This window comes from Halomonas sp. NPDC076908 (assembly GCF_050269715.1).
Taxonomy (GTDB): Bacteria; Pseudomonadota; Gammaproteobacteria; order Pseudomonadales; family Halomonadaceae; genus Vreelandella.
In genome coordinates, this window is the sequence record NZ_JBNNIW010000012.1 from 38,823 (window position 1) to 57,735 (window position 18,913).

Annotated in this window: 18 protein-coding genes; 11 read left to right on the top strand and 7 right to left on the bottom strand. The window is 52.9% G+C overall.

Features of this window, described 5'->3' with window-relative positions:
- The first annotated feature begins 46 nt into the window (after positions 1-46).
- The gene (locus tag ACQKE4_RS09125) at positions 47-379 is read left to right on the top strand and encodes a YqcC family protein (protein ID WP_427387976.1); all 333 of its coding nucleotides are present in this window, start codon (positions 47-49) and stop codon (positions 377-379) included.
- Between the two features lie 144 nt (positions 380-523).
- On the opposite strand, the gene ACQKE4_RS09130 is transcribed toward ACQKE4_RS09125, so the two are convergent.
- The 6 genes from ACQKE4_RS09130 to ACQKE4_RS09155 form a co-directional block, all read right to left on the bottom strand.
- Complete coding sequence (locus tag ACQKE4_RS09130; RefSeq protein ID WP_427387978.1) at positions 524-1,165, bottom strand: OmpW/AlkL family protein; 642 nt, start codon at positions 1,163-1,165, stop codon at positions 524-526.
- Between the two features lie 190 nt (positions 1,166-1,355).
- Positions 1,356-2,846 (bottom strand): sodium/proline symporter PutP, encoded by a 1,491-nt coding sequence (gene putP, locus ACQKE4_RS09135; RefSeq protein WP_427387979.1) that lies wholly within the window; start codon positions 2,844-2,846, stop codon positions 1,356-1,358.
- A 284-nt stretch (positions 2,847-3,130) separates the two neighbouring features.
- Positions 3,131-6,322, bottom strand: coding sequence for a bifunctional proline dehydrogenase/L-glutamate gamma-semialdehyde dehydrogenase PutA (putA, locus tag ACQKE4_RS09140; protein ID WP_427387981.1), 3,192 nt, complete (start codon positions 6,320-6,322; stop codon positions 3,131-3,133).
- A gap of 150 nt (positions 6,323-6,472) precedes the next feature.
- Entirely contained in the window at positions 6,473-7,306 is an 834-nt protein-coding gene (locus ACQKE4_RS09145) for a helix-turn-helix domain-containing protein (RefSeq protein WP_427387983.1), read from the bottom strand.
- A 24-nt stretch (positions 7,307-7,330) separates the two neighbouring features.
- Positions 7,331-7,690: a hypothetical protein gene (locus ACQKE4_RS09150; protein ID WP_427387985.1), complete on the bottom strand. Its 360-nt coding sequence runs from the start codon at positions 7,688-7,690 to the stop codon at positions 7,331-7,333.
- Positions 7,691-7,932: 242 nt separating this feature from the next.
- Positions 7,933-8,340, bottom strand: a complete 408-nt coding sequence (locus ACQKE4_RS09155; RefSeq protein WP_290834130.1) for a CBS domain-containing protein — start codon at positions 8,338-8,340, stop codon at positions 7,933-7,935.
- A gap of 225 nt (positions 8,341-8,565) precedes the next feature.
- Here ACQKE4_RS09155 and ACQKE4_RS09160 point away from each other — a divergent pair, with 225 nt between their 5' ends.
- From ACQKE4_RS09160 to ACQKE4_RS09195, 8 genes are all read left to right on the top strand, one after another.
- Positions 8,566-9,105: a YqaE/Pmp3 family membrane protein gene (locus ACQKE4_RS09160; RefSeq protein WP_427387987.1), complete on the top strand. Its 540-nt coding sequence runs from the start codon at positions 8,566-8,568 to the stop codon at positions 9,103-9,105.
- Between the two features lie 88 nt (positions 9,106-9,193).
- Entirely contained in the window at positions 9,194-10,063 is an 870-nt protein-coding gene (locus ACQKE4_RS09165) for a carboxylate/amino acid/amine transporter (RefSeq protein ID WP_427387988.1), read from the top strand.
- 62 nt (positions 10,064-10,125) lie between these two features.
- Positions 10,126-11,058 (top strand): NAD(+) kinase, encoded by a 933-nt coding sequence (locus ACQKE4_RS09170; RefSeq protein WP_427387990.1) that lies wholly within the window; start codon positions 10,126-10,128, stop codon positions 11,056-11,058.
- Positions 11,059-11,060: 2 nt separating this feature from the next.
- Positions 11,061-12,047 carry a metallophosphoesterase gene (locus ACQKE4_RS09175; protein ID WP_427387992.1) on the top strand — a complete coding sequence of 329 codons (987 nt, stop codon included), beginning with the start codon at positions 11,061-11,063 and terminating at the stop codon, positions 12,045-12,047.
- A 216-nt stretch (positions 12,048-12,263) separates the two neighbouring features.
- Complete coding sequence (locus ACQKE4_RS09180) at positions 12,264-13,118, top strand: rhomboid family intramembrane serine protease (protein WP_427387993.1); 855 nt, start codon at positions 12,264-12,266, stop codon at positions 13,116-13,118.
- Between the two features lie 10 nt (positions 13,119-13,128).
- The gene (locus tag ACQKE4_RS09185; RefSeq protein ID WP_427387995.1) at positions 13,129-13,413 is read left to right on the top strand and encodes a YeaC family protein; all 285 of its coding nucleotides are present in this window, start codon (positions 13,129-13,131) and stop codon (positions 13,411-13,413) included.
- Complete coding sequence (locus tag ACQKE4_RS09190) at positions 13,397-14,257, top strand: DUF2797 domain-containing protein (protein ID WP_427387997.1); 861 nt, start codon at positions 13,397-13,399, stop codon at positions 14,255-14,257. The genes ACQKE4_RS09185 and ACQKE4_RS09190 overlap by 17 nt, the downstream gene beginning before the upstream one ends.
- An 81-nt stretch (positions 14,258-14,338) precedes the next feature.
- Complete coding sequence (locus ACQKE4_RS09195; RefSeq protein WP_427387998.1) at positions 14,339-14,764, top strand: CopD family protein; 426 nt, start codon at positions 14,339-14,341, stop codon at positions 14,762-14,764.
- Positions 14,765-14,802: 38 nt separating this feature from the next.
- Here the strand turns inward: ACQKE4_RS09195 and ACQKE4_RS09200 are convergent, their stop codons facing one another.
- Complete coding sequence (locus tag ACQKE4_RS09200; RefSeq protein ID WP_427388000.1) at positions 14,803-15,264, bottom strand: DUF2231 domain-containing protein; 462 nt, start codon at positions 15,262-15,264, stop codon at positions 14,803-14,805.
- A gap of 36 nt (positions 15,265-15,300) precedes the next feature.
- Between ACQKE4_RS09200 and coxB the strand changes: the two genes are divergently transcribed.
- Positions 15,301-16,371 carry a cytochrome c oxidase subunit II gene (coxB, locus tag ACQKE4_RS09205; RefSeq protein WP_427388001.1) on the top strand — a complete coding sequence of 357 codons (1,071 nt, stop codon included), beginning with the start codon at positions 15,301-15,303 and terminating at the stop codon, positions 16,369-16,371.
- On the top strand, positions 16,368-18,911 hold the full coding sequence (gene ctaD, locus ACQKE4_RS09210; protein ID WP_427388002.1) for a cytochrome c oxidase subunit I: 2,544 nt from the start codon (positions 16,368-16,370) through the stop codon (positions 18,909-18,911). The genes coxB and ctaD overlap by 4 nt, the downstream gene beginning before the upstream one ends.
- The last annotated feature ends 2 nt before the right edge of the window (positions 18,912-18,913 follow it).

The following is an 18,913-nucleotide window of genomic DNA, read 5'->3' on the forward strand; positions in this document are numbered from 1 at the left end:
GGCCAACGCGTTATCCATTTAACCAAAGGTATCTGCAAACGTATTTATGAGTATTTATCAGCCACTGCAAACTGCGCTTCTAGAGCTTGAGGCGTCAATGAAAGCTGCCGATCTGTGGCGTATGCCGACACCGGATGCAGAGGCATTTGCCAGCCAGCAGCCGTTTTGCATCGACACTATGTCGCTTCCACAATGGATCCGCTTTGTGTTTATTGCACGCTTAAATGCATTAATTGATGCAGGTGCCGCGATGCCAGCTAAATGTGAGATAGCTCCCGCCGTAGCGGCATATTTGCAGCAGGAAAAAGTATTCGCGCATCACCAATTACTGGTGGTGCGGGCGGTAGAGAGAGTCGACCAGTTGGTAACAGAAAGCTAACGGTTATCGAAAACTGAATATTGTTGGAACAAAAAAGCCTGCTCGCTGAGCAGGCTTTTTGGCTGATGCAAGCTGGTGGGCCGCTTAGTGGTGGTCGGCATAGCAGCGTACGACATAGTGATGGAAAACTCAGCAGCGGATAACTTAGAAGCGGTAGCTAAGCCCCGCCATGACAACAAGCGGGTCAATCTCCACGGTTCCTGCAGAGGCACCATTAACGCTAGCATCGGTATCGATATCGATGTACCAGGCAGCGGCATTCAGCGCCCAGTTATCATCGATTAATAAATCGATACCCAACTGGGCTGCTGCACCCCAAGAGTCGTCTAGATCTAAATCGCCAATCGCCAGCTCTTCATCTGAAAAGTGCGTGTAGTTAATACCTGCACCAACGTAGGGTTGAACGCGCGACTGAGTGCCGCCTAGTGGGTAGTACTGCAGCGTTAACGTAGGTGGTAGATGTTTGGTAGAGGCAATATTGTCGCCGTTCAAATGAATATCATGTTCAAACGGCAGCGCCGCCAGCAACTCAACGCCAACTTTATCGTGGAAGCGATAACCTAAAGTGAAGGCAAAATTGGTTTCATCCTGTACATCTACTGACAGAGCACCGTTGGCCAGTGAGCCGTTGTCGCTTTTAGGGGCGATTTTGGCGACACCCACGCGGGTAAAGAAGTCACCAGCACCGTAGGCAAATGCCTGGCTGCTGACTGCCAAAGTGGCAGCGGTAAGCCCCGCAGTGAGTAGAAGAGGGAGAGATCGAGTACAGAAAGATAGGTGGCGCATAGCATCGCTCCTGACCGTTAACATGATTCGTTAGCGCGTCGTTAATGGTTGGTTTAAGTGGTCGCGAACCATGTAGCCAGTATATCTAGGAGGGGGGAAGCGTTATTGACCTGGGGCAAAGAGAAGTGCACAAACCTCCCCGTGTCGGTGTCACTGACACGGGGAAGGTTTACGATCAAGTTATAGAGGGTTAGCGGGTGATATGCTGATATTCACCAGCATCGGCAGTAATGCTGCTCACCACCATAATGGCAATAAAGGAAGCGATGAATCCGGGAATGATTTCATAAACCCCGGGACCGCCCATGAATTCCCCGTTCCAGCCCAAGGCAATCCAGATCATGACGGTGGCGGCACCTACCACCATACCCGCGATGGCGCCAGCACCATTAGTGCGCGACCACATCAGTGATAGGATAATCAGCGGACCGAACGCCGCTCCAAAGCCTGCCCAAGCGTTACTCACCAGTCCCAACACCTGCGAGTCTTCGTTAGAGGCAATAACGGCAGCAACGATGCCCACCAGCACGACACAGACACGACCTACGGCCACAGACTGTTGCTCAGTTGCGTTTTTGTGCAGGAACAGGCGATAGAAGTCCTCTGTCAGTGATGATGACGCCACCAGCAACTGACTGGAAATGGTACTCATAACCGCAGCAAGCAGTGCCGCATAGAGGAAACCAGTGATCAGCGGGTGGAACAGCAAATTGGCTAGGATAATAAAGATTGTTTCCGGATCCTGGACATCTAAACCATTACGGATGGCGTAGGCCCGGCCAAATATACCCAGTGAAACGGCACCAATCAGGGAAATAAGCATCCAGCCCATACCAATGTTGCGGGCAACAGGAACATCTTTCTGTGACCGGATAGCCATGAAGCGCACAATGATATGTGGCTGCCCGAAGTAGCCCAGCCCCCAGGTAACCGCAGACAGCCACCCTATAAAGGTGAGTCCCGATGTCCAGGATAACAGCGTGGGATCGACTTCATTCAGGGTCTGAGACGTTTGGGAGAAACCGCCGCCACCTTCGCCGAACAGCACAACTGCAGGCATGATGATTAACGCTAACATCATGATGCAGCCTTGCACGAAGTCGGTCATGCTCACGGCCAGGAAACCGCCGACAACGGTGTAAATAAGCACCACGCCTAGTGTGATCATGACGCCCATGGCGTAGTTGCTCATATCACCGAAGTTATAAATCCCGGAGAACGCACTCTCAAACAGCTTGCCACCTGCCACTAGGCCGGACGCGGTATAGACTGAGAAAAAGATAACGATAACGATGGCGGACACCGTTCTCAGCGACATTGCCCGTGTGGGGAACCGGTTTGCCAGAAATGCAGGAATGGTAATCGCATTGCCGTAATGAATCGTCTGTTCACGAAGACGCGGTGCGACCAATACCCAGTTGAAGAAGGCACCCACGAGCAGGCCAATACCGATCCAGGCCGAGCCCAAGCCTGATACGAACATCGCTCCAGGCAAACCTAGCAGCAACCAGCCGCTCATATCCGAAGCGCCAGCCGAAAGGGCTGCTACTTGCGGGCTGAGGGTTCGGCCACCCAGCATGTAATCTTCAGATGAAGACGTCGATTTGCGCATGGCATAAACGCCGATGGCGATCATGAGCGCAAAGTAACCAAATAAACTAATCCAAACACCAGTAGCCATGAAATCTCTCCAGTTCATCAGGACGGAGCAAGCTCCGACAGGTTTATGCGCTTACCAAGAGGAGTCTGGTTGTTGCGCACACTTGTTGTTATTAACCCCTTTCCTTATTCAGGTTACTGGCCTCTGACAAACGTCCGCCTAGGAAGTCGTCCGAAAGATTAATCGTATCCCCCATACCCAGCGTCAGCAGCGGGTACGCTACGCACGTGAGAGCATTCCCTATATTGTTTTCCGCCATAAGTTAGTTTCCTGTTCAAGAGTTCAGGTTGTTATGGATGAGCCTTTTACTCATCACCAAGCGCCAGCAGTGACGCATTCCCGCCTAAAGCAGCGGTGTTATTAGTAATGGTTTTCTCGGTCACAAAGCGTTGCAGGTAGTGAGGACCACCGGCTTTAGGGCCGGTGCCGGAGAGGCCTTGACCACCAAATGGCTGCACACCCACCACCGCACCGATAATATTGCGGTTAATGTAAACATTGCCTACCCGCATTTTCTGCGCTATTTCAGCGGCAAATGATTCGTTGCGGCTATGCACGCCAAATGTCAGGCCATAGTTGCGACCATTGATATCGTTAATGACCTTATCCAGCTCGGTGGCTTTGTAGCGCACGATATGCAGTACTGGCCCAAACTGCTCGCGGGTTAGCGCATTGATACTGTCAATCGTGAAGGCAACAGGGGCCACAAAGATGCCGTTTTGGGTGTGCTCAGCGGCCATTAATGTTTCAGCGACTAAGCGGTTTTCGCCTTTCAGTTTCTCGATGTGTGCGAGCAGCCCTTTACGTGCATCTTCATCAATCACAGGCCCTACATCGGTGCCCAAATCGCGCGGATCACCAATGTGGAGCTCATTCATGGCACCCTTGAGGATCTCAATCACACGGTCTGCGACATCGTCCTGTAGATACAGAACCCGCAGCGCCGAGCAGCGCTGCCCCGCGCTCTGAAACGCGGATTGAATCACATCCACCACCACCTGCTCGGGCAGGGCGGTTGAGTCAACAATCATCGCGTTCATGCCGCCGGTTTCAGCGATTAAAGTGGGCAGTGGCGCATTTTCCCGTGCCGCCAATGCGCGATTGATGATGTGGGCGGTATCGGTACCGCCAGTAAACACCACCCCGGTAATGCGTGGGTCAGAGGTTAATACACTGCCCACAGTGGGGCCGTCACCAGGAAGAAGTTGAACCACATCGTGTGGCATGCCCGCTTCGTAAAGCAGCTCAATAATACGGTGCGCCACAATGGATGTTTGTTCCGCCGGTTTAGCCAGTACGGTGTTGCCTGCTACGGCGGCCGCAACGACTTGACCGCAGAAAATGGCAACGGGGAAGTTCCAAGGGCTAATCGCTGCAAATACGCCTTTGCCACCCATAATCAAACGGTTTGACTCACCGGTAGGGCCAGGCAGCTCAATGGTATGGCCGAAGTCTTCCTCGGCACGCATCGCATAGAAGCGACAGAAGTCGACGGCTTCTTTAATCTCGTCGACGCCGTCGGTCAGCAGCTTGCCGCCTTCCCGTGAACATAATGCCATTAGCTCTGGCATATGCTCTTCCATCAAGTCCCCTAAACGACGCACAATCGCGGCGCGCTCGGCCACCGGGGTTGCATCCCAACGGGGGAAGGCGGCCCATGCGGCGTCAAGCGCTTTCGTCGCTTGCTCTTTGCTGGTCCACTGCACGCTGCCTAGGGTCTGGCGTCGATCATAGGGGCTGGTCACGCTATGGGTATTGGCCGCATCGTCCGCGATGTCAAAAGCCAGCAGCGGCTTGGCCGTATACTGCTTATCCATAAACGCGGCCATCTGCTCCATAAGCGGATAGTAATGGCTGCGGATATTTAGGTTCACGCCACGTGAGTTGCGGCGTTTGGGGCCATAAATATCTTTGGGGAGCGGAATATTCATGTTGGCCAAGCTTTTTTGCTGGCGCAAGGTTTCAATCGGGTGCTTGCACAGCCACTCGACCGGTACGTCTGGGTCGACTAGTTGGTGAACAAAAGAGGAGTTGGCACCATTCTCGAGCAGGCGGCGTACTAGATAGGGCAGTAAGTCTTTATGGGCGCCGACCGGGGCATAAATGCGGCAATAAGTGCCTGCTGGTGCGCGCTCAAGAGCGGCATCGTAAAGGGCTTCGCCCATACCATGTAAGCGCTGAAATTCGAACGGACGGCTGTCGCGGTTGGCGAATTCTAAAATCGTCGTGACGGTATGGGCGTTGTGAGTCGCAAACTGCGGGAAAATGCGCCCATCAGTGTCACTGGAGAGCAAGAACTGCGCGCAGGCAAGGTAGGCAACATCGGTGCCTGCCTTGCGGGTAAATACCGGGTAACCATCGACCCCCAACTGCTGAGACTCTTTAATCTCGGTATCCCAATAAGCCCCTTTAACCAAGCGAAGCGGAATTTCATCGCCTTGTTGGTCAGCCAACCGATTGATGTAGTGTAGTACCGGCAGCGCGCGCTTTGAGTAAGCCTGAATGACTAAGCCGAAGTGTCCCCAACCTTTGGCAGCCTCACTTTCGTAAACCGCCCGGAACACTTCCAATGAAAGCTCCAGCCGGTCCACTTCTTCAGCATCGATAGTAACGGCTACATCGAGTGCGCGGGCTTGAGTGACCAGCTTGATTACCGTATCGACCAGCTCAACAAGTACTTGCTCACGGCGGCCAAACTCATAACGAGGATGAAGTGCGGAAAGCTTGATAGAGACAGAAGGTGCCGGGGTTTTATCGCCGAGGGTTTTACATGTTTTACCGACCTGCTCGATTGCGCGGGCGTAGTCGTCAAAGTAGCGCTTGGCATCGACGCGGGTACGCGCCGCTTCACCTAGCATATCGTAGGAGTAGGTGTAGCCTTTATTAAATAGCGGCTTGGAGCGTTTAAGGGCTTCGTTAATATCGCGGCCAAGCACAAACTGCTTGCCCATAATCTTCATCGCTTCATACATGGCGCGGCGAATAACCGGTTCGCCCATACGATTAACCATGCGATTGATAAAGGTAGCAGGCTGCCCCTCTTTAGGATGATCAAGCTTAAGCACGCGGCCAGTCATTAACAGGCCCCACGTGGAAGCATTAACCATCCATGAGTCGCTTTTACCGACGTGGGCCTGCCAGTCTGCGGGGCCAAGCTTGTCTTCAATCAGCGCATCAGCGGTGGCTTTGTCGGGAATACGCAGCATGGCTTCCGCCAGACACATCAACATCAAACCTTCGTGGGTATCCAGGCTGTATTGCTGAAGCAGCTCGTCGATTGTGTCGACGGCGGTATCCATTTTGCGCACATCTTGAACCAATGCAGCGGTATTGGCTTCAATGCGGTCAAAGTCGTCGCGGTCCGCATCTAACACTTTGATCAACTCGCTGACATAGGCGTTTTCATCTACTAAGTAGTGGTCGCTTACCCGTGTCATGAGAGTGTCGAGATCAGTTTGCCAGATGGCAGGGTCACGCATTTTCTTGGCATTGAGCATTGAAGCCCCCGAAAGTCTGAACAGAACGAATGGGTATAAGGGCATAGCGCCCAAACTGATAAGCGAATGTAGAACGCGGTCACGTTAGGTGTATGCCGTTTTCAAGGCAAAACGTGTCAATTCCACGGCAAGAAAAGCAACACTACGACTTTAGTGGAGTTTTTGCTGGCCTGCCAGCGGCCCTAAGGGGCGTTTTGATGCGTTGGCCGTAACGGGCGGCGCATCGCATTGGCGCAGCTTGCGAGGAGACAGGCCATAGCTGCGTCGAAACGCATGGGAAAGCGCGCTCTGATTGGCAAAGCCCGTTTGAATAGCAATATCAGTGAGGGGGAGACGGCTCTGTAAAATCAGTTGGCGCGCCGCGTGCAGGCGCTGGCGCTTCACATACTGCCAAGGTGATAATCCCGTTTGGGCACGAAAACAATCAGAAAAGTGTGCCTCGCTTAGGCAAGCCAAGCGCGCAAGGTCCGCTACCCGTAGCTCGTCGGCTAAATGCTGACGTATAAAGCGGTCAATACGGGATAAGTCTAATCGTTGCTGTGCAGCACCTTGGGTTGTGCCAAGCCGCGCTTTTAGTGAGCCTAGCAGCGTGGCTGCTAAGCGGTCTTGCTGAAAAGATACGTCTGAGGTATCAAAGTCTTGGGCAAGCTCGCTTTCCATAAATGCCAGGTAGTGACGCAGTGCATTATCCAGCGCAAAAAAACGTGGCGCATCGAATAACGCTACTAGCTCACGGTTTTCACCGGTCAATGCAGGCGCATCCTCAGGAAGGTCGAGAATTAACTGCCGATTATGCCCATTACCTGAGTAGTAGTGTTCGTGATTAGCTGGGACGATGCAGCCTGAAAACGCGTTTACCCGGCCACCCAATCCTTCGATTTCAAATTCCGATGAACCACGCAGAGTAATCACGATCTGATGGAAATCGTGAGAATGATGGTGGGTTGCACTGGCTAGCGGAATTTGTCGAATGATGCTGGGCATAGCAGGCCTCTTAAACCTTAACAGCTACTGCTGGCGGAGAGCAGTATGGGCGGACAAATGATCGCGAAGCACTTTAAGTTCTGCCTGCCCCTCTTGATTGAGTAGCGGCTTACCTTGAGCAATCAACCAGCGTCTACCGTGCTGATCCATTAAGTGGGCTGCTCGCCGCCTAATGCCGTCTAGGTACTCATTATGACGGATCGGGTAACCAATAATGGTATTCCACTCGGTTTCGCTTACCTGACTGGCTAACGCTTTATCAAACAGGGCAATTAAATCCTTGGGCTCAGTGCGATACCGTGGTGTGCTTGAGGTCATTAGTACCAGCATGACGGAGCCGAGCACCAACAAGCATACTCCCGACACTAATAAATACAGCGCCATTCGCTGTGCTCCCAAGCGGTCTCAGTGAATAAAATAGTCACTTAATTATACGCCGCAAGCTGCTTAGTACGAAAAATTTTAATTTTTTACGAACTTTTTCTTCACAGCTTGTCTGAGTTAGTACAGACAACATCGCGATAGCAGTCGCTAAATTTGTTGTTCTGGCTCTTTGTTTTGATCCCTTGCTTCCGCTACTCATTGAGTAGCGGTTTTTTTTGGTCAATCAATAAGTTGTTGGATATTTAGTGGCGACGAATAGTCAGCAGGGCGATCAGGATATCACGTCTGGTAACAATCCCCACTAACCGCTGCTGTTCAATGACCGGGTACACCTTGGGTTTGGCACCTAGCATTTCCTGAGCCAAGTCGGTAATACTTTTATTGGGTGACACGCTGAGGACTTCATGGCGCATTAGCTCTCTGACTAAGGGGGCTTCGTCATCATGATAGATGCTATCCAGCACACGGCCCAAGACATCCTGTTCTGAGATAAAGCCAACTAGGCGCCCAGCGCTATCAACGACCGGCGCCCCTGGCAAACGGTGGACGGCTAATCCCTGGGCTAAGGTAGTAATTGAAGCATCCGGTGAGACGCGGTAGCAATCTCGGGACATGATGTCGCGGACGATGTGGGGTGTTGTTGTATTCATAAAAAGCACTCCTTACGCATCGTGTTCAGCTAACGTATTCAAGCCATTTTTTAGCTATGGGTAGATATTTTCAGCTATGGATGGATAAGTGCATCACAGGCGCTATTGTCTGATAATCAGCTTTTGTTGGCCCTAATGCAGTATCGACTTCTTTACTGTAGGTGATTTACCCGAACAACGTAGAGTTAGCACCCTGGCTTTATTCAACGCTTTAAGGAGCCTCTGATGGATGCACGCGAATATCTAAACCGTAAAGGAGTGGGTCTGGACCGTGATCCTGACCGTCCAAATACGTTGGAAGAGAAGGCCTGGGAGCGGGCACGTGGCTCTGGCCACCAGCGTCCTAAATCTGGCACGCCCCACGATTGGGAAGATTGGGAGCGTCATCACAATGACTTAGCTGAGGGGGCAGAAACGTTAGAACAGAAAATCGATAAAGAGGCTCATCGACTAGCCCAAGAAAGGGCGGCAACAGCAACAGCAGCAGCGCAGCCAACGGCTAGCGCGGTGGAGCACTTTACACCCCCGCCTAAAGTGGAGTCAGCCCCAATTCAAGTTGTCGCGCCGCTACAACAGGCACAGCAACCCATGCCGGAGCCAGCTGGCTTAACGCTTGCTTATCAGGCATTGGCAATTCTGCTCCCACCACTTGCCGTAGGGCTAACCAACGGCGGTAGTAAGCGTGTGATGATCAGTGCGGTATTGACGATAGCAGGCTGGATGCCGGGCGCTATCTATGCATGGTTATGGATTCAGCGCCGTTAACTAATTTGATGTCATTACGTTTACTGCTTGGCACTTTTTGTCAGGTGCGTATAATTCGCGTAAACCATTTTATAAAATGAGGTTTACGATGAGTTATCTGATTGGCGTAACGGCGCTGTGGGCATTCTCCTTTTCGCTGATAGGGGTTTATTTAGCAGGGCAGGTCGACAGCTATTTTGCAGTGCTGTTAAGGGTGACGCTTGCCATGCTGGTGTTCCTGCCTTTTTTACGCCCCAGCCTGCTGCGTGGTAAGCAGCGCTTAGCTTTAATGGGTCTTGGCGCCATTCAACTGGGTGTGATGTACACCTTCTTCTATCAATCCTTTCTGCTGCTGTCGGTACCTGAAGTTCTGCTTTTCACCATTTTCACACCTATTTATATTGCCTTGCTGGACGATATGCTGTTTGGCCGTTTTACCCCGATCTACTTGGTCACCGCGTTGCTAGCGGTAGTAGGTGCGGGCGTTATACGCTACGACGGCGTTGATAGCGGTTTCTGGGCGGGTTTTTTAGTCGTGCAAGGGGCAAACCTTTGCTTTGCCCTCGGGCAAGTGGGCTATCGTCGTCTAGCGGCTGATTTACCACCGACGTTAGCTTGGCATAATGTTTTTGGCTGGTTCTTTATTGGCGCTATGTTAGTGGCACTGCCCGCTTATCTTCTCTTTGGTAACAGTGCGGCACTGCCAACCACATCGCTGCAGTGGGGTGTATTGGCGTGGCTTGGTTTAGTGGCTTCAGGCGTGGGCTATTTTGCTTGGAACCAAGGGGCCACCAAGGTGGATGCGGGTACGTTAGCGATTATGAATAATGCCTTGGTGCCGGCAGGCTTAATCGTCAATCTAATCATTTGGAACCGTGATGCAGATATTCCGCGTCTATTGCTTGGCGCACTTATTATGGCCGCTTCTTTATGGTTAAACCATTGGTGGTGCCAGCGTCGCCAAGTAGCCGTTAATTAGGCTATTTGCCCGTTAGGTAAGGTGTCTCCATAATGGTGGCTTATGCTAGCGAGAGTCGGCCCATGTGTAACACCTTACAATCACTATCCATGCCGTCTTCAAACGGCCGATCAGGCACACCTTTTAAAACGATTGGTCTGATTGGCCGCTTGGGTAGCGAAAAAGTGGTCGATTCCCTTCAGCGACTAGTGACCTATCTTGTCGCGCATGATTACAAAGTGTTGGTAGAGGATCGTACCGCCACGGCTTTGCCGCATCATGGCCAGCCGGAAGCAAGTCGCCGAATGCTAGGTGAGCTGTGTGATTTGGTCATTGTAGTGGGTGGCGATGGCAGCTTATTAGGAGCCGCACGCGCCCTATGCCGAAGCGGAACATTAATTCTAGGCGTTAACCGTGGCCGGCTCGGCTTTTTAACCGATATTTCTCCGGATGAGCTTGAAACTCGCGTAGGGGAAGTCTTGGCGGGGGAGTTTGAGGTTGAGCAACGCTTCTTGCTCGATGCCGTGCTTTATCGCAATGGCGTTGCAGTGGGCAATGGCGAGGCCTTAAATGAAGTGGTACTGCACCCAGGTAAAGCGGTGCGCATGATTGAGTTTGAGCTGTTTATTGATGGTCAATTTGTGTATAGCCAGCGCAGCGATGGCTTGATTGTGGCCACGCCCACCGGTTCCACGGCCTATGCGCTCTCTGGGGGCGGGCCCATTATGCATCCCAAGCTGGATGTAGTGACGCTGGTGCCAATGTTTCCCCACACGCTATCAAGCCGACCCATTGTCATTGATGCCGCCAGCGAGATACGCATTCATATCGGCGAAACCAATCAGTCCTATCCGCATATTAGCTGTGATGGCCAAACCCGGGCGGTGGCAAAGCCTAACGATGTGCTAGTGATTACCCGTAAGCCTGAGCGCGTCCAACTGGTGCACCCGATTGGTCATAATTTCTATGAAGTACTGCGCAGCAAGTTAGGCTGGAGCCATCGGTTGGGGGATTGAGTATGGAGGGGTACGACCTAATTGGTGATGTACACGGCTGCGGCGCAACGCTGGCTTCATTACTCGAAAAGCTGGGCTATCATCAGCGCGCTGGCGTGTACTGTCATCCACGCCGCAAAGTAATTTTTCTCGGTGACCTGATCGATCGCGGGCCACGTATCCGCTTAGCGGTGACCATCGCCCGCCGAATGGTCGAGCAAGGAGAGGCGTATATCGTGATGGGAAATCATGAGTACAACGCCCTGGCGTATACTCACCCCGCGCCTGCAGGTAGCCACAAACGCTGGCTGCGAGAGCATACGCCACGTCATAACCGGATTATTCAGGATACTCTGGAACAGTACCGTGATTACACTAACGAGTGGGAAGATACGCTTGCTTGGTTCAAAACCATTCCGCTTTGTTTGGAACTAGATGGTATTCGCGTGGTGCATGCCTGTTGGGATGGAAATCTGATTAACGAGCTAAAGCAACGTCACCCGGATTGTTGTATGGACGCGCAGTTTTTGGTCGAATCGACAGACGCCTCAACCCAGGCATTTCGAATTTTAGATCGACTCACCCGCGGCCCTCACGTCTCGCTGCCGAAGGGAGTCGCGATACACTCTGGCGATGGCTTTACGCGGCAAAGTTTTCGCGCCCACTTTTGGGCGGAGGCGCCGGAGCAGTGGGGCGATGTGGTTTTTCAGCCCGATAACCTGCCGGGAGATTTAGAAACACGTGAACTGACCAGTCAAGAACGGCAGAAATTAAGTTACTACGGGCCCGAGCAGCCCCCGCTGTTTATTGGTCACTACTGGTGCGAAGGCATTCCCGCACTACCTGCCAGTAATATCGCTTGTCTGGACTATAGTGCCGTTAAGTATGGTCGTTTGGTGGCTTATCGATGGAGTGGAGAGACGGCATTAAACGCCGATCACTTTGTCTGGATTAAGGTTCCGAAAGAGGAGCGTGCGCTGCCGAAACCATGGGAAATTGACTTCGATTAGGATAGTGTTTTTTGTGATACATAACGTTACATAATTTTTGCAAAACAGCTGAACTAACCCTGCTGCCGGCTATCAGAGTAAGTGTTCCCTTGAATGATCCCTTGCTTTTTACCCGGCGGTTTTCACCGCCGGTTTTTTTTGTTTGCAATTTTTTCATGTGATCAACCCCACCCGCAGCGGCTAGCGTGCCGCCAGCGCTTTGATTAGAGAGATGATATGCATCCAGTGATGCTTCTACCGGATCACGCGGATACAAGCGAACTGCGCCAAGCGCTTTGGCAGCATCGCATTGGTCACCGCATTACCGATGAGCAAGATGGGCAATTATTATGGATCGCAGATCCCCGGCAGCAGGATGAATTGAATGCCCTGGTAGAGCGCTGGAAACGTGGTGAGCCATTAGTGCTCAATCAAACGGCTAAGCAACGCTCGCAAAGTATAAATACGTCGCTCATATCCCTTCGCAAAGTGCCCGTTACAGCACTGATGATTGTGATTAGCTTAGTGGTATTTGCACTGATCGGGATTTTTGGCGACCAATTGATTGTTAGCCTAACCATTGTGCCGATAGGCATTGCCGGTGGTGAGTTGGTGTTCGGCACGCTGTCTCAAACGCTAGCATCGGGCCAAATATGGCGCGTGCTATCGCCTGCTTTTCTGCATTTTGGCTGGATGCATCTGATTTTTAATTTGATGTGGGTATGGTATTTCGGTCGCCAGATTGAGGCACTGCAGGGCAGTCGTACCATGCTGTTGCTGCTTATTGTGGCGGGCATTGGTGCGAATATAGCGCAGTATATGACTGGCACCGTATTGTTTGGCGGTATGTCTGGGGTGGTGTATGCCTTATTGGCGCATGTTTGGCTAATGTCGCGGCGGGTGCCACAAAGCGGTTTCTTTGTGCCACAAATGTTAGTGGTATTTATGTTGGGCTGGATGGTGTTCACCATGACGGGCATTGCGGGCAGTGTAGGGTTTGGCAATGTCGCTAATGAAGCGCATTTGGGCGGGCTACTCGTGGGGCTTGTCACAGGCTGGTATTATTCATCCCGCCGTTTGAAAAATCGTTAAGAGGCCTGCAATGAGCGAAATGACGTTTGAGAAAATGATCAACCAAATGACTCCAGCGATTTACGAGAGTCTTAAACAGGCCGTTGCGCTGCGTAAATGGCCCGATGGCCGTCGCTTAACGCCTGAGCAGACAGAGCTGTGCCTGGAAGCCGTGATGCGCTATGAAGCAGAAAATAACGTGCCGGAGGAGAACCGCGTAGGCTATTTAGAGCAGCGTACCTGCGGGGCGGCCGCTACTGGCGCAGGCGTATCGCCTGAAATGGCCGTTTTGGCACGGGATGCCTCGCGTGATTGAAGTGGCAGCACCGGGTTTTTCAGTACAGGGCTGTTTAAGCAAAATGGCAGCAGCACTACCCAGCCGTCATGAAGAGCATGTGGTTTATCATTTACGTGCAGGTGAACACCGGCTGGCGCTGAATGAGCGCATTGGTGAGCCGCTTAGCCTGCGTTGGAGCGGCGCGATTGCCTGCACCCATTGTGGGCGGGCGACTAAAAAAAGCTTTGCCCAAGGCCATTGTTATCCCTGCTTTAAGCGGTTAGCCCAGTGCGATACCTGCATTATGAAGCCGGAAACCTGCCATTTTTTCCAGGGTACTTGCCGGGAGCCTGAGTGGGGTGAGCGACACTGCTTTCAGCCTCATGTGGTCTATTTGGCCAATTCGTCGGGTCTGAAAGTCGGCATTACCCGCAAAACGCAAATGCCGACACGCTGGCTAGACCAGGGCGCGATTCAGGCGTTACCAATACTGGAAGTCGATACGCGCCAGCAATCCGGATTTGTCGAAATGCTCTTTAAGGAGCAGGTGGCCGACCGTACCAATTGGCGTGCCATGTTGAAGGGCGACGTGGATACGATGGATTTAGTGGCTGAACGCGATCGGCTGTTGAGTCTGCTAGCCGATGGGTTGAATCAACTGCGCGATACCTATGGTAGTGACGCCATTCGTGCTGTAGACACGCCCGCGCAACACTTTCATTACCCGGTTAGCGTCTTCCCAGCTAAAGTGGTATCGCACAACTTTGATAAGCAGCCGCTGGTAGAGGGCGTGCTGCAGGGCATCAAAGGGCAGTATTTGATCCTTGATAACGGGGTGATTAACCTTCGTAAATTCACGGGTTACGAGATACAGATAAGTTAAAACGGGCTAGCCACAGCGCGGCGATTTGGCTAAGGTTACGGGGTAAACCGATCCCGCCTTATGCTACGCAAGGAAGCTTCAATGCCCTGGCTTAAACTGCTTCACATTGCCGCGCTAGTGATTTGGTGCGCTTCGCTGCTTTATCTTCCTGCCTTACTGAGTCAGGCGCTGCAGCTTCGTAAAGACTCTGGCTTTGCTCAGGGCACACCACCCATGCCGCGTTTTTTTTATAATTCCATCGCTACCCCAGCAGCGCTGGCCGCGATTGCCTCCGGAACACTGCTGTTTTTGCTCCACGGTTTGCTGGGTGGCTGGTTGATTTTTAAACTGGTGGCCGTGGTCGCCATGGTGGCCGCTCATGGTAGCTTCGGCTGGCTCATTTTGCGTTTAGAGCAAGGCCACTACCGATGGGTTAAACCCGCCAACTGGGTAGCGCTGTTCGTTGCGTTGGCAGGTATTATTGCAGTGCTCACCTTCGTGCTGGCGAAGCCATTGGACTGGAGTTAGTGGCAATGTCATCGAATGTAGCGAGGCCTTCCAATGCGTCAGTCGTCAACATCAACACCCACGGCGTGTTCATAAACCAACTGGCCACCGAGCCAGCCCGCCAGCGCAATCAGGCCGCCTGTAATCAGCGAGACAGTCAAACCCCAGGGCATAATAGCGCTGGGGTCGTTGAGGCGCAGCAGCCAGTTAAACGAGGCCAGAGAGAGCATCACAACGGCAACGATGGCGTGGCTCCAGCCGGTAATCAAACGACGAATACGCTTCACTGTTACCAAGTCAATAATACCGGCAACGCTTGCGATCCAGCCGCCAAATGCACCTACGCCCGCGAGCCACAGACCGGTACGGGTCCAGAACGGATCACTGGTGTACCAAAAAGCCAAATCGCTTGCCACCAAGGCCATCAAGGCCGCAACGGGGAAATGAATCATCACTGGGTGCAGCGGGTGGCCAGCGAGGGACGCGCGGCTTTTAATCGAGCGTTGGGGAGATTTTGCCATGGTCACTTCCTGTGGGCAGAAAAAGGGAATCAAGGAATGAGGGAACGAGACAAGCAAGATGCTGCCCCGCTGAGTATTCAACGCTTAACCCGCCAGCGGGTCAACCAACTTGCAGTAGTATTGACTGTTTTCACTACGCTTTTTTTGACAGGTTGCGCGGGTGACAGGTCCATTTTAGACCCTGCTGGACCAGCTGCACGTGACGTGGTGTTGATCTGGTGGATCATGCTGGCCTTTGGCACGGTCGTTCTGATTGCCGTCACTGCGCTATGGCTATATGCGTTCAAACGCAAGCATGTTATACGCACACCAGTTGAAGAGCGGCGTATCGCACGTCGCTGGATTCTTGGGGGCGGTATTTTGCTTCCCGTCGCCAGTATTACCGCACTATTAGCTTTCGGTGTTCCGGTTGGGCAACGCATGTTGCCACTACCGCTGAGTGAGCCGCCGGAAGTCATCGAGGTTATCGGCCACCAGTGGTGGTGGGAAGTTCGCTATCCAGGGGCAGAAGGAGGAGAAGTCGTCACTTCCAATCAACTGATCATGCCTGCTGGCGAGCCGGTCGACTTTCATGTCTCCGGTGCCGATGTCATTCACGCTTTCTGGGTGCCGAGGCTGGGCGGCAAGATCGATATGATCCCTGGTCGGGTGAATCGAATTCGTTTAGAAGCGGATGAACCTGCGGTATTTGGCGCCCAGTGCGCCGAGTTTTGTGGCGTGGGTCACGCCCATATGCACCTTTACGTAGAGGCGGTTGAGCGCGAAGAGTACGACGCTTGGCTAGCTGAGCGACAAACGGATCAGTTGGCGGCATTGGCCGTTAATGACCCACAGCATGAACCTGCCAGGGAGGCATTTATGACCCATTGCGCAAGCTGCCACCGGGTAGCGGGAGTATCGTCTGGTGAAGTGGGGCCAGATCTTTCCGATCTCGGTAGCCGCACAAGCCTGGGTGCCGGGGTATTAGCCATGGAAGCAGGCGCGGTTAATCATTGGCTTAATAATCATCAAACGCTTAAACCCAGCAATAAAATGCCCCCACACGATGATATTGAATCTGCCACCTTGGAGTCCCTGGGTGCTTGGCTGGAGACCTTGACCCCATGACGACGATTAATCGCCAAGCAGCGCCCCAAGACCCGCAAAATCCCAAAAATCCTCAGGGGTTGCACGAAGATCTGCATGAAATCTGGGGCAACCCGCGGGGGTTAAAAGCACTTACCATCGTTAACCACACCACCCTTGGTCTGCGGTTTATGATCACCGGCATGGTGTTTTTCTTGATTGGTGGCATTCTCGCCATGCTGGTGCGCACCCAGCTGGCGCTGCCCGGTCAAGACTTTATGTCGCCGGATATTTATAACCAAGTCACCACCATGCACGGCACGGTGATGATGTTCCTGTTTGCTATCCCAATGCTCGAAGGGTTAGCTATTTATATGATTCCCAAGATGATCGGTGCCCGGGATCTGGTCTGCCCCAGGCTGACATCGCTGGGGTACTGGTGCTATCTGTTTGGCGGCATCATCCTGACGTTTAGCCTGGTCATCGAAATGGCGCCAGACAGCGGGTGGTTTATGTACACGCCGCTGAGTAGTAGCGAGTACGCACCTGGTCTAGGCTCAGACTTTTGGTTATTAGGTATCACCTTCGTTGAAATTTCGGCGCTTTCTGCCGGGGTAGAGCTGGTCGTTTCGATACTGCGCACGCGTACTCAGGGCATGGCGTTGCACAAAATGCCGCTGTTTGCGTGGTATATCCTTGCGATGGCACTGATGATCGTAGTGGGTTTTCCGCCGTTAATTTTGGGCAGCATCCTGCTTGAGCTTGAGCGCGCGGTAGGTATGCCGTTTTTTGAAATTGCCGGTGGCGGTGACCCGATCCTATGGCAGCACCTATTCTGGCTGTTTGGCCATCCTGAGGTTTACATCATTTTCTTACCGGCAGCGGGTATCGTCTCCACGCTAATTCCGGTGTTTGCTGGTAGGCCGATTGTCGGTTATGGCTGGGTTGTTTTTGCCATTATCGTGACGGGCTTTATTAGCTTTGGGCTATGGGTTCACCACATGTTTACCGTGGGCATACCGCAACTGGCCCAAGCGTTCTTTTCGGCAGCCAGTATGTTGGTGGCGGTGCCTACGGCCATTCAGGTATTTGTCTGGCTGGCTACGCTATGGTTAGGCAAGCCCAAAATGAAGTTACCGATGTTGTGGATCGTAGGCTTCTTGGTGATCTTCGTGTGTGGCGGCTTGACCGGCGTTATGCTGGCACTGGTGCCGTTTAATTGGCAGGTGCACGACACCCACTTTGTGGTGGCGCATATGCACTATGTATTGGTGGGCGGCATGTTCTTCCCGCTGATGGCTGGGCTGTACTACTGGCTGCCGTTGTTTTCAGGGCGTATGCCTTCCGAAACCATCGGCAAATGGGGCTTTTGGCTCACCTTTATCGGCTTTAATACCACTTTCTTGATCATGCACTGGACCGGCCTGCTGGGTATGCCACGGCGTATCTACTCCTACGAAGAGGGCACCGGTTGGGATATTTTCAACTTGATATCGTCAGTGGGTGGCTTTGTCATGTCGGCGGGTATTGCCATGGTGCTGCTGGATATTGCGCTGCACTTCCGGTTTGGCAAGCCCGCCAAGCATAACCCCTGGAATGCCGATACACTTGAGTGGGCCAACAGCATGCCGCCGAGTGCCTATAACTTTGTCAGCCTGCCCAAAGTAGATACCCGGCACCCATTATGGGATAACCCAGATCTACCGCGCGCCATGGCGGAAGGCGAACATAGCCTTTCAGTGGCGACGAATGGCCGACGTGAAATGTGGGGCACTGACCCCATCACCGGCAAAATACGCGAGATTATTCACCTGCCAGGCAACTCCTGGTGGCCGCTGTTTGCTGCAATGGCGCTGGCAGTGGTGTGTATAAGCCTATTGACGCGAGTCTATCTGCTGGCGGGTGTTGCAGTCATTGTGGCGGGGATATTTCTGCTGCGCTGGTCCTGGGAAAATGGTGCGCATCCTAAAGCCGCACCCGATGCACGCGTGACAGCAGGTGACCCGCCGTTGCATTCGCGGACGATGGATGGCCCTGGTTTATGGGCGATGTCGATCACGATGCTCGCCAATGGCTCATTTTTTATGTCTTACCTATTTGGCTGGTTCTACCTGTGGACGGTGTCACCCGAGTGGCGTATGCCCGAGACCTCGCCGCTGTCACTGATTGCCCTTATCGTAGCGGGTGTGGCACTCACCTTCGGCGCCGGGTTATTGGAAAAATGTGTGCGCGGCTTGCGCCAAAAACGCGACGCTGGGTTAGCGATTGGCATGTACACCATTAGTGCCCTGGGCTTTGTACAGGTAGCGATTACGCTGTGGGTGTTGCTGAGTGCAGACTTGGCGGTGACGGAAACAGCGCATGATGCAATCATGATGGTCGGGCTGATATATGCTCTTTTCCATGGTGGTTTGGGTGCCATTCTTACCTTAATGCAGGGCTTGCGGGTCGGTTATGGCTATGTGGGCGCTCATGCACCCTTCGAGCCCGCGGTGGTTGCCCAGCTGTGGCGTTATAACGTAGTGACATTCTGGATACTGGTGGGCGCGCTTGCAGTACTGCCACGCGTAATAGGGAGCTAAGC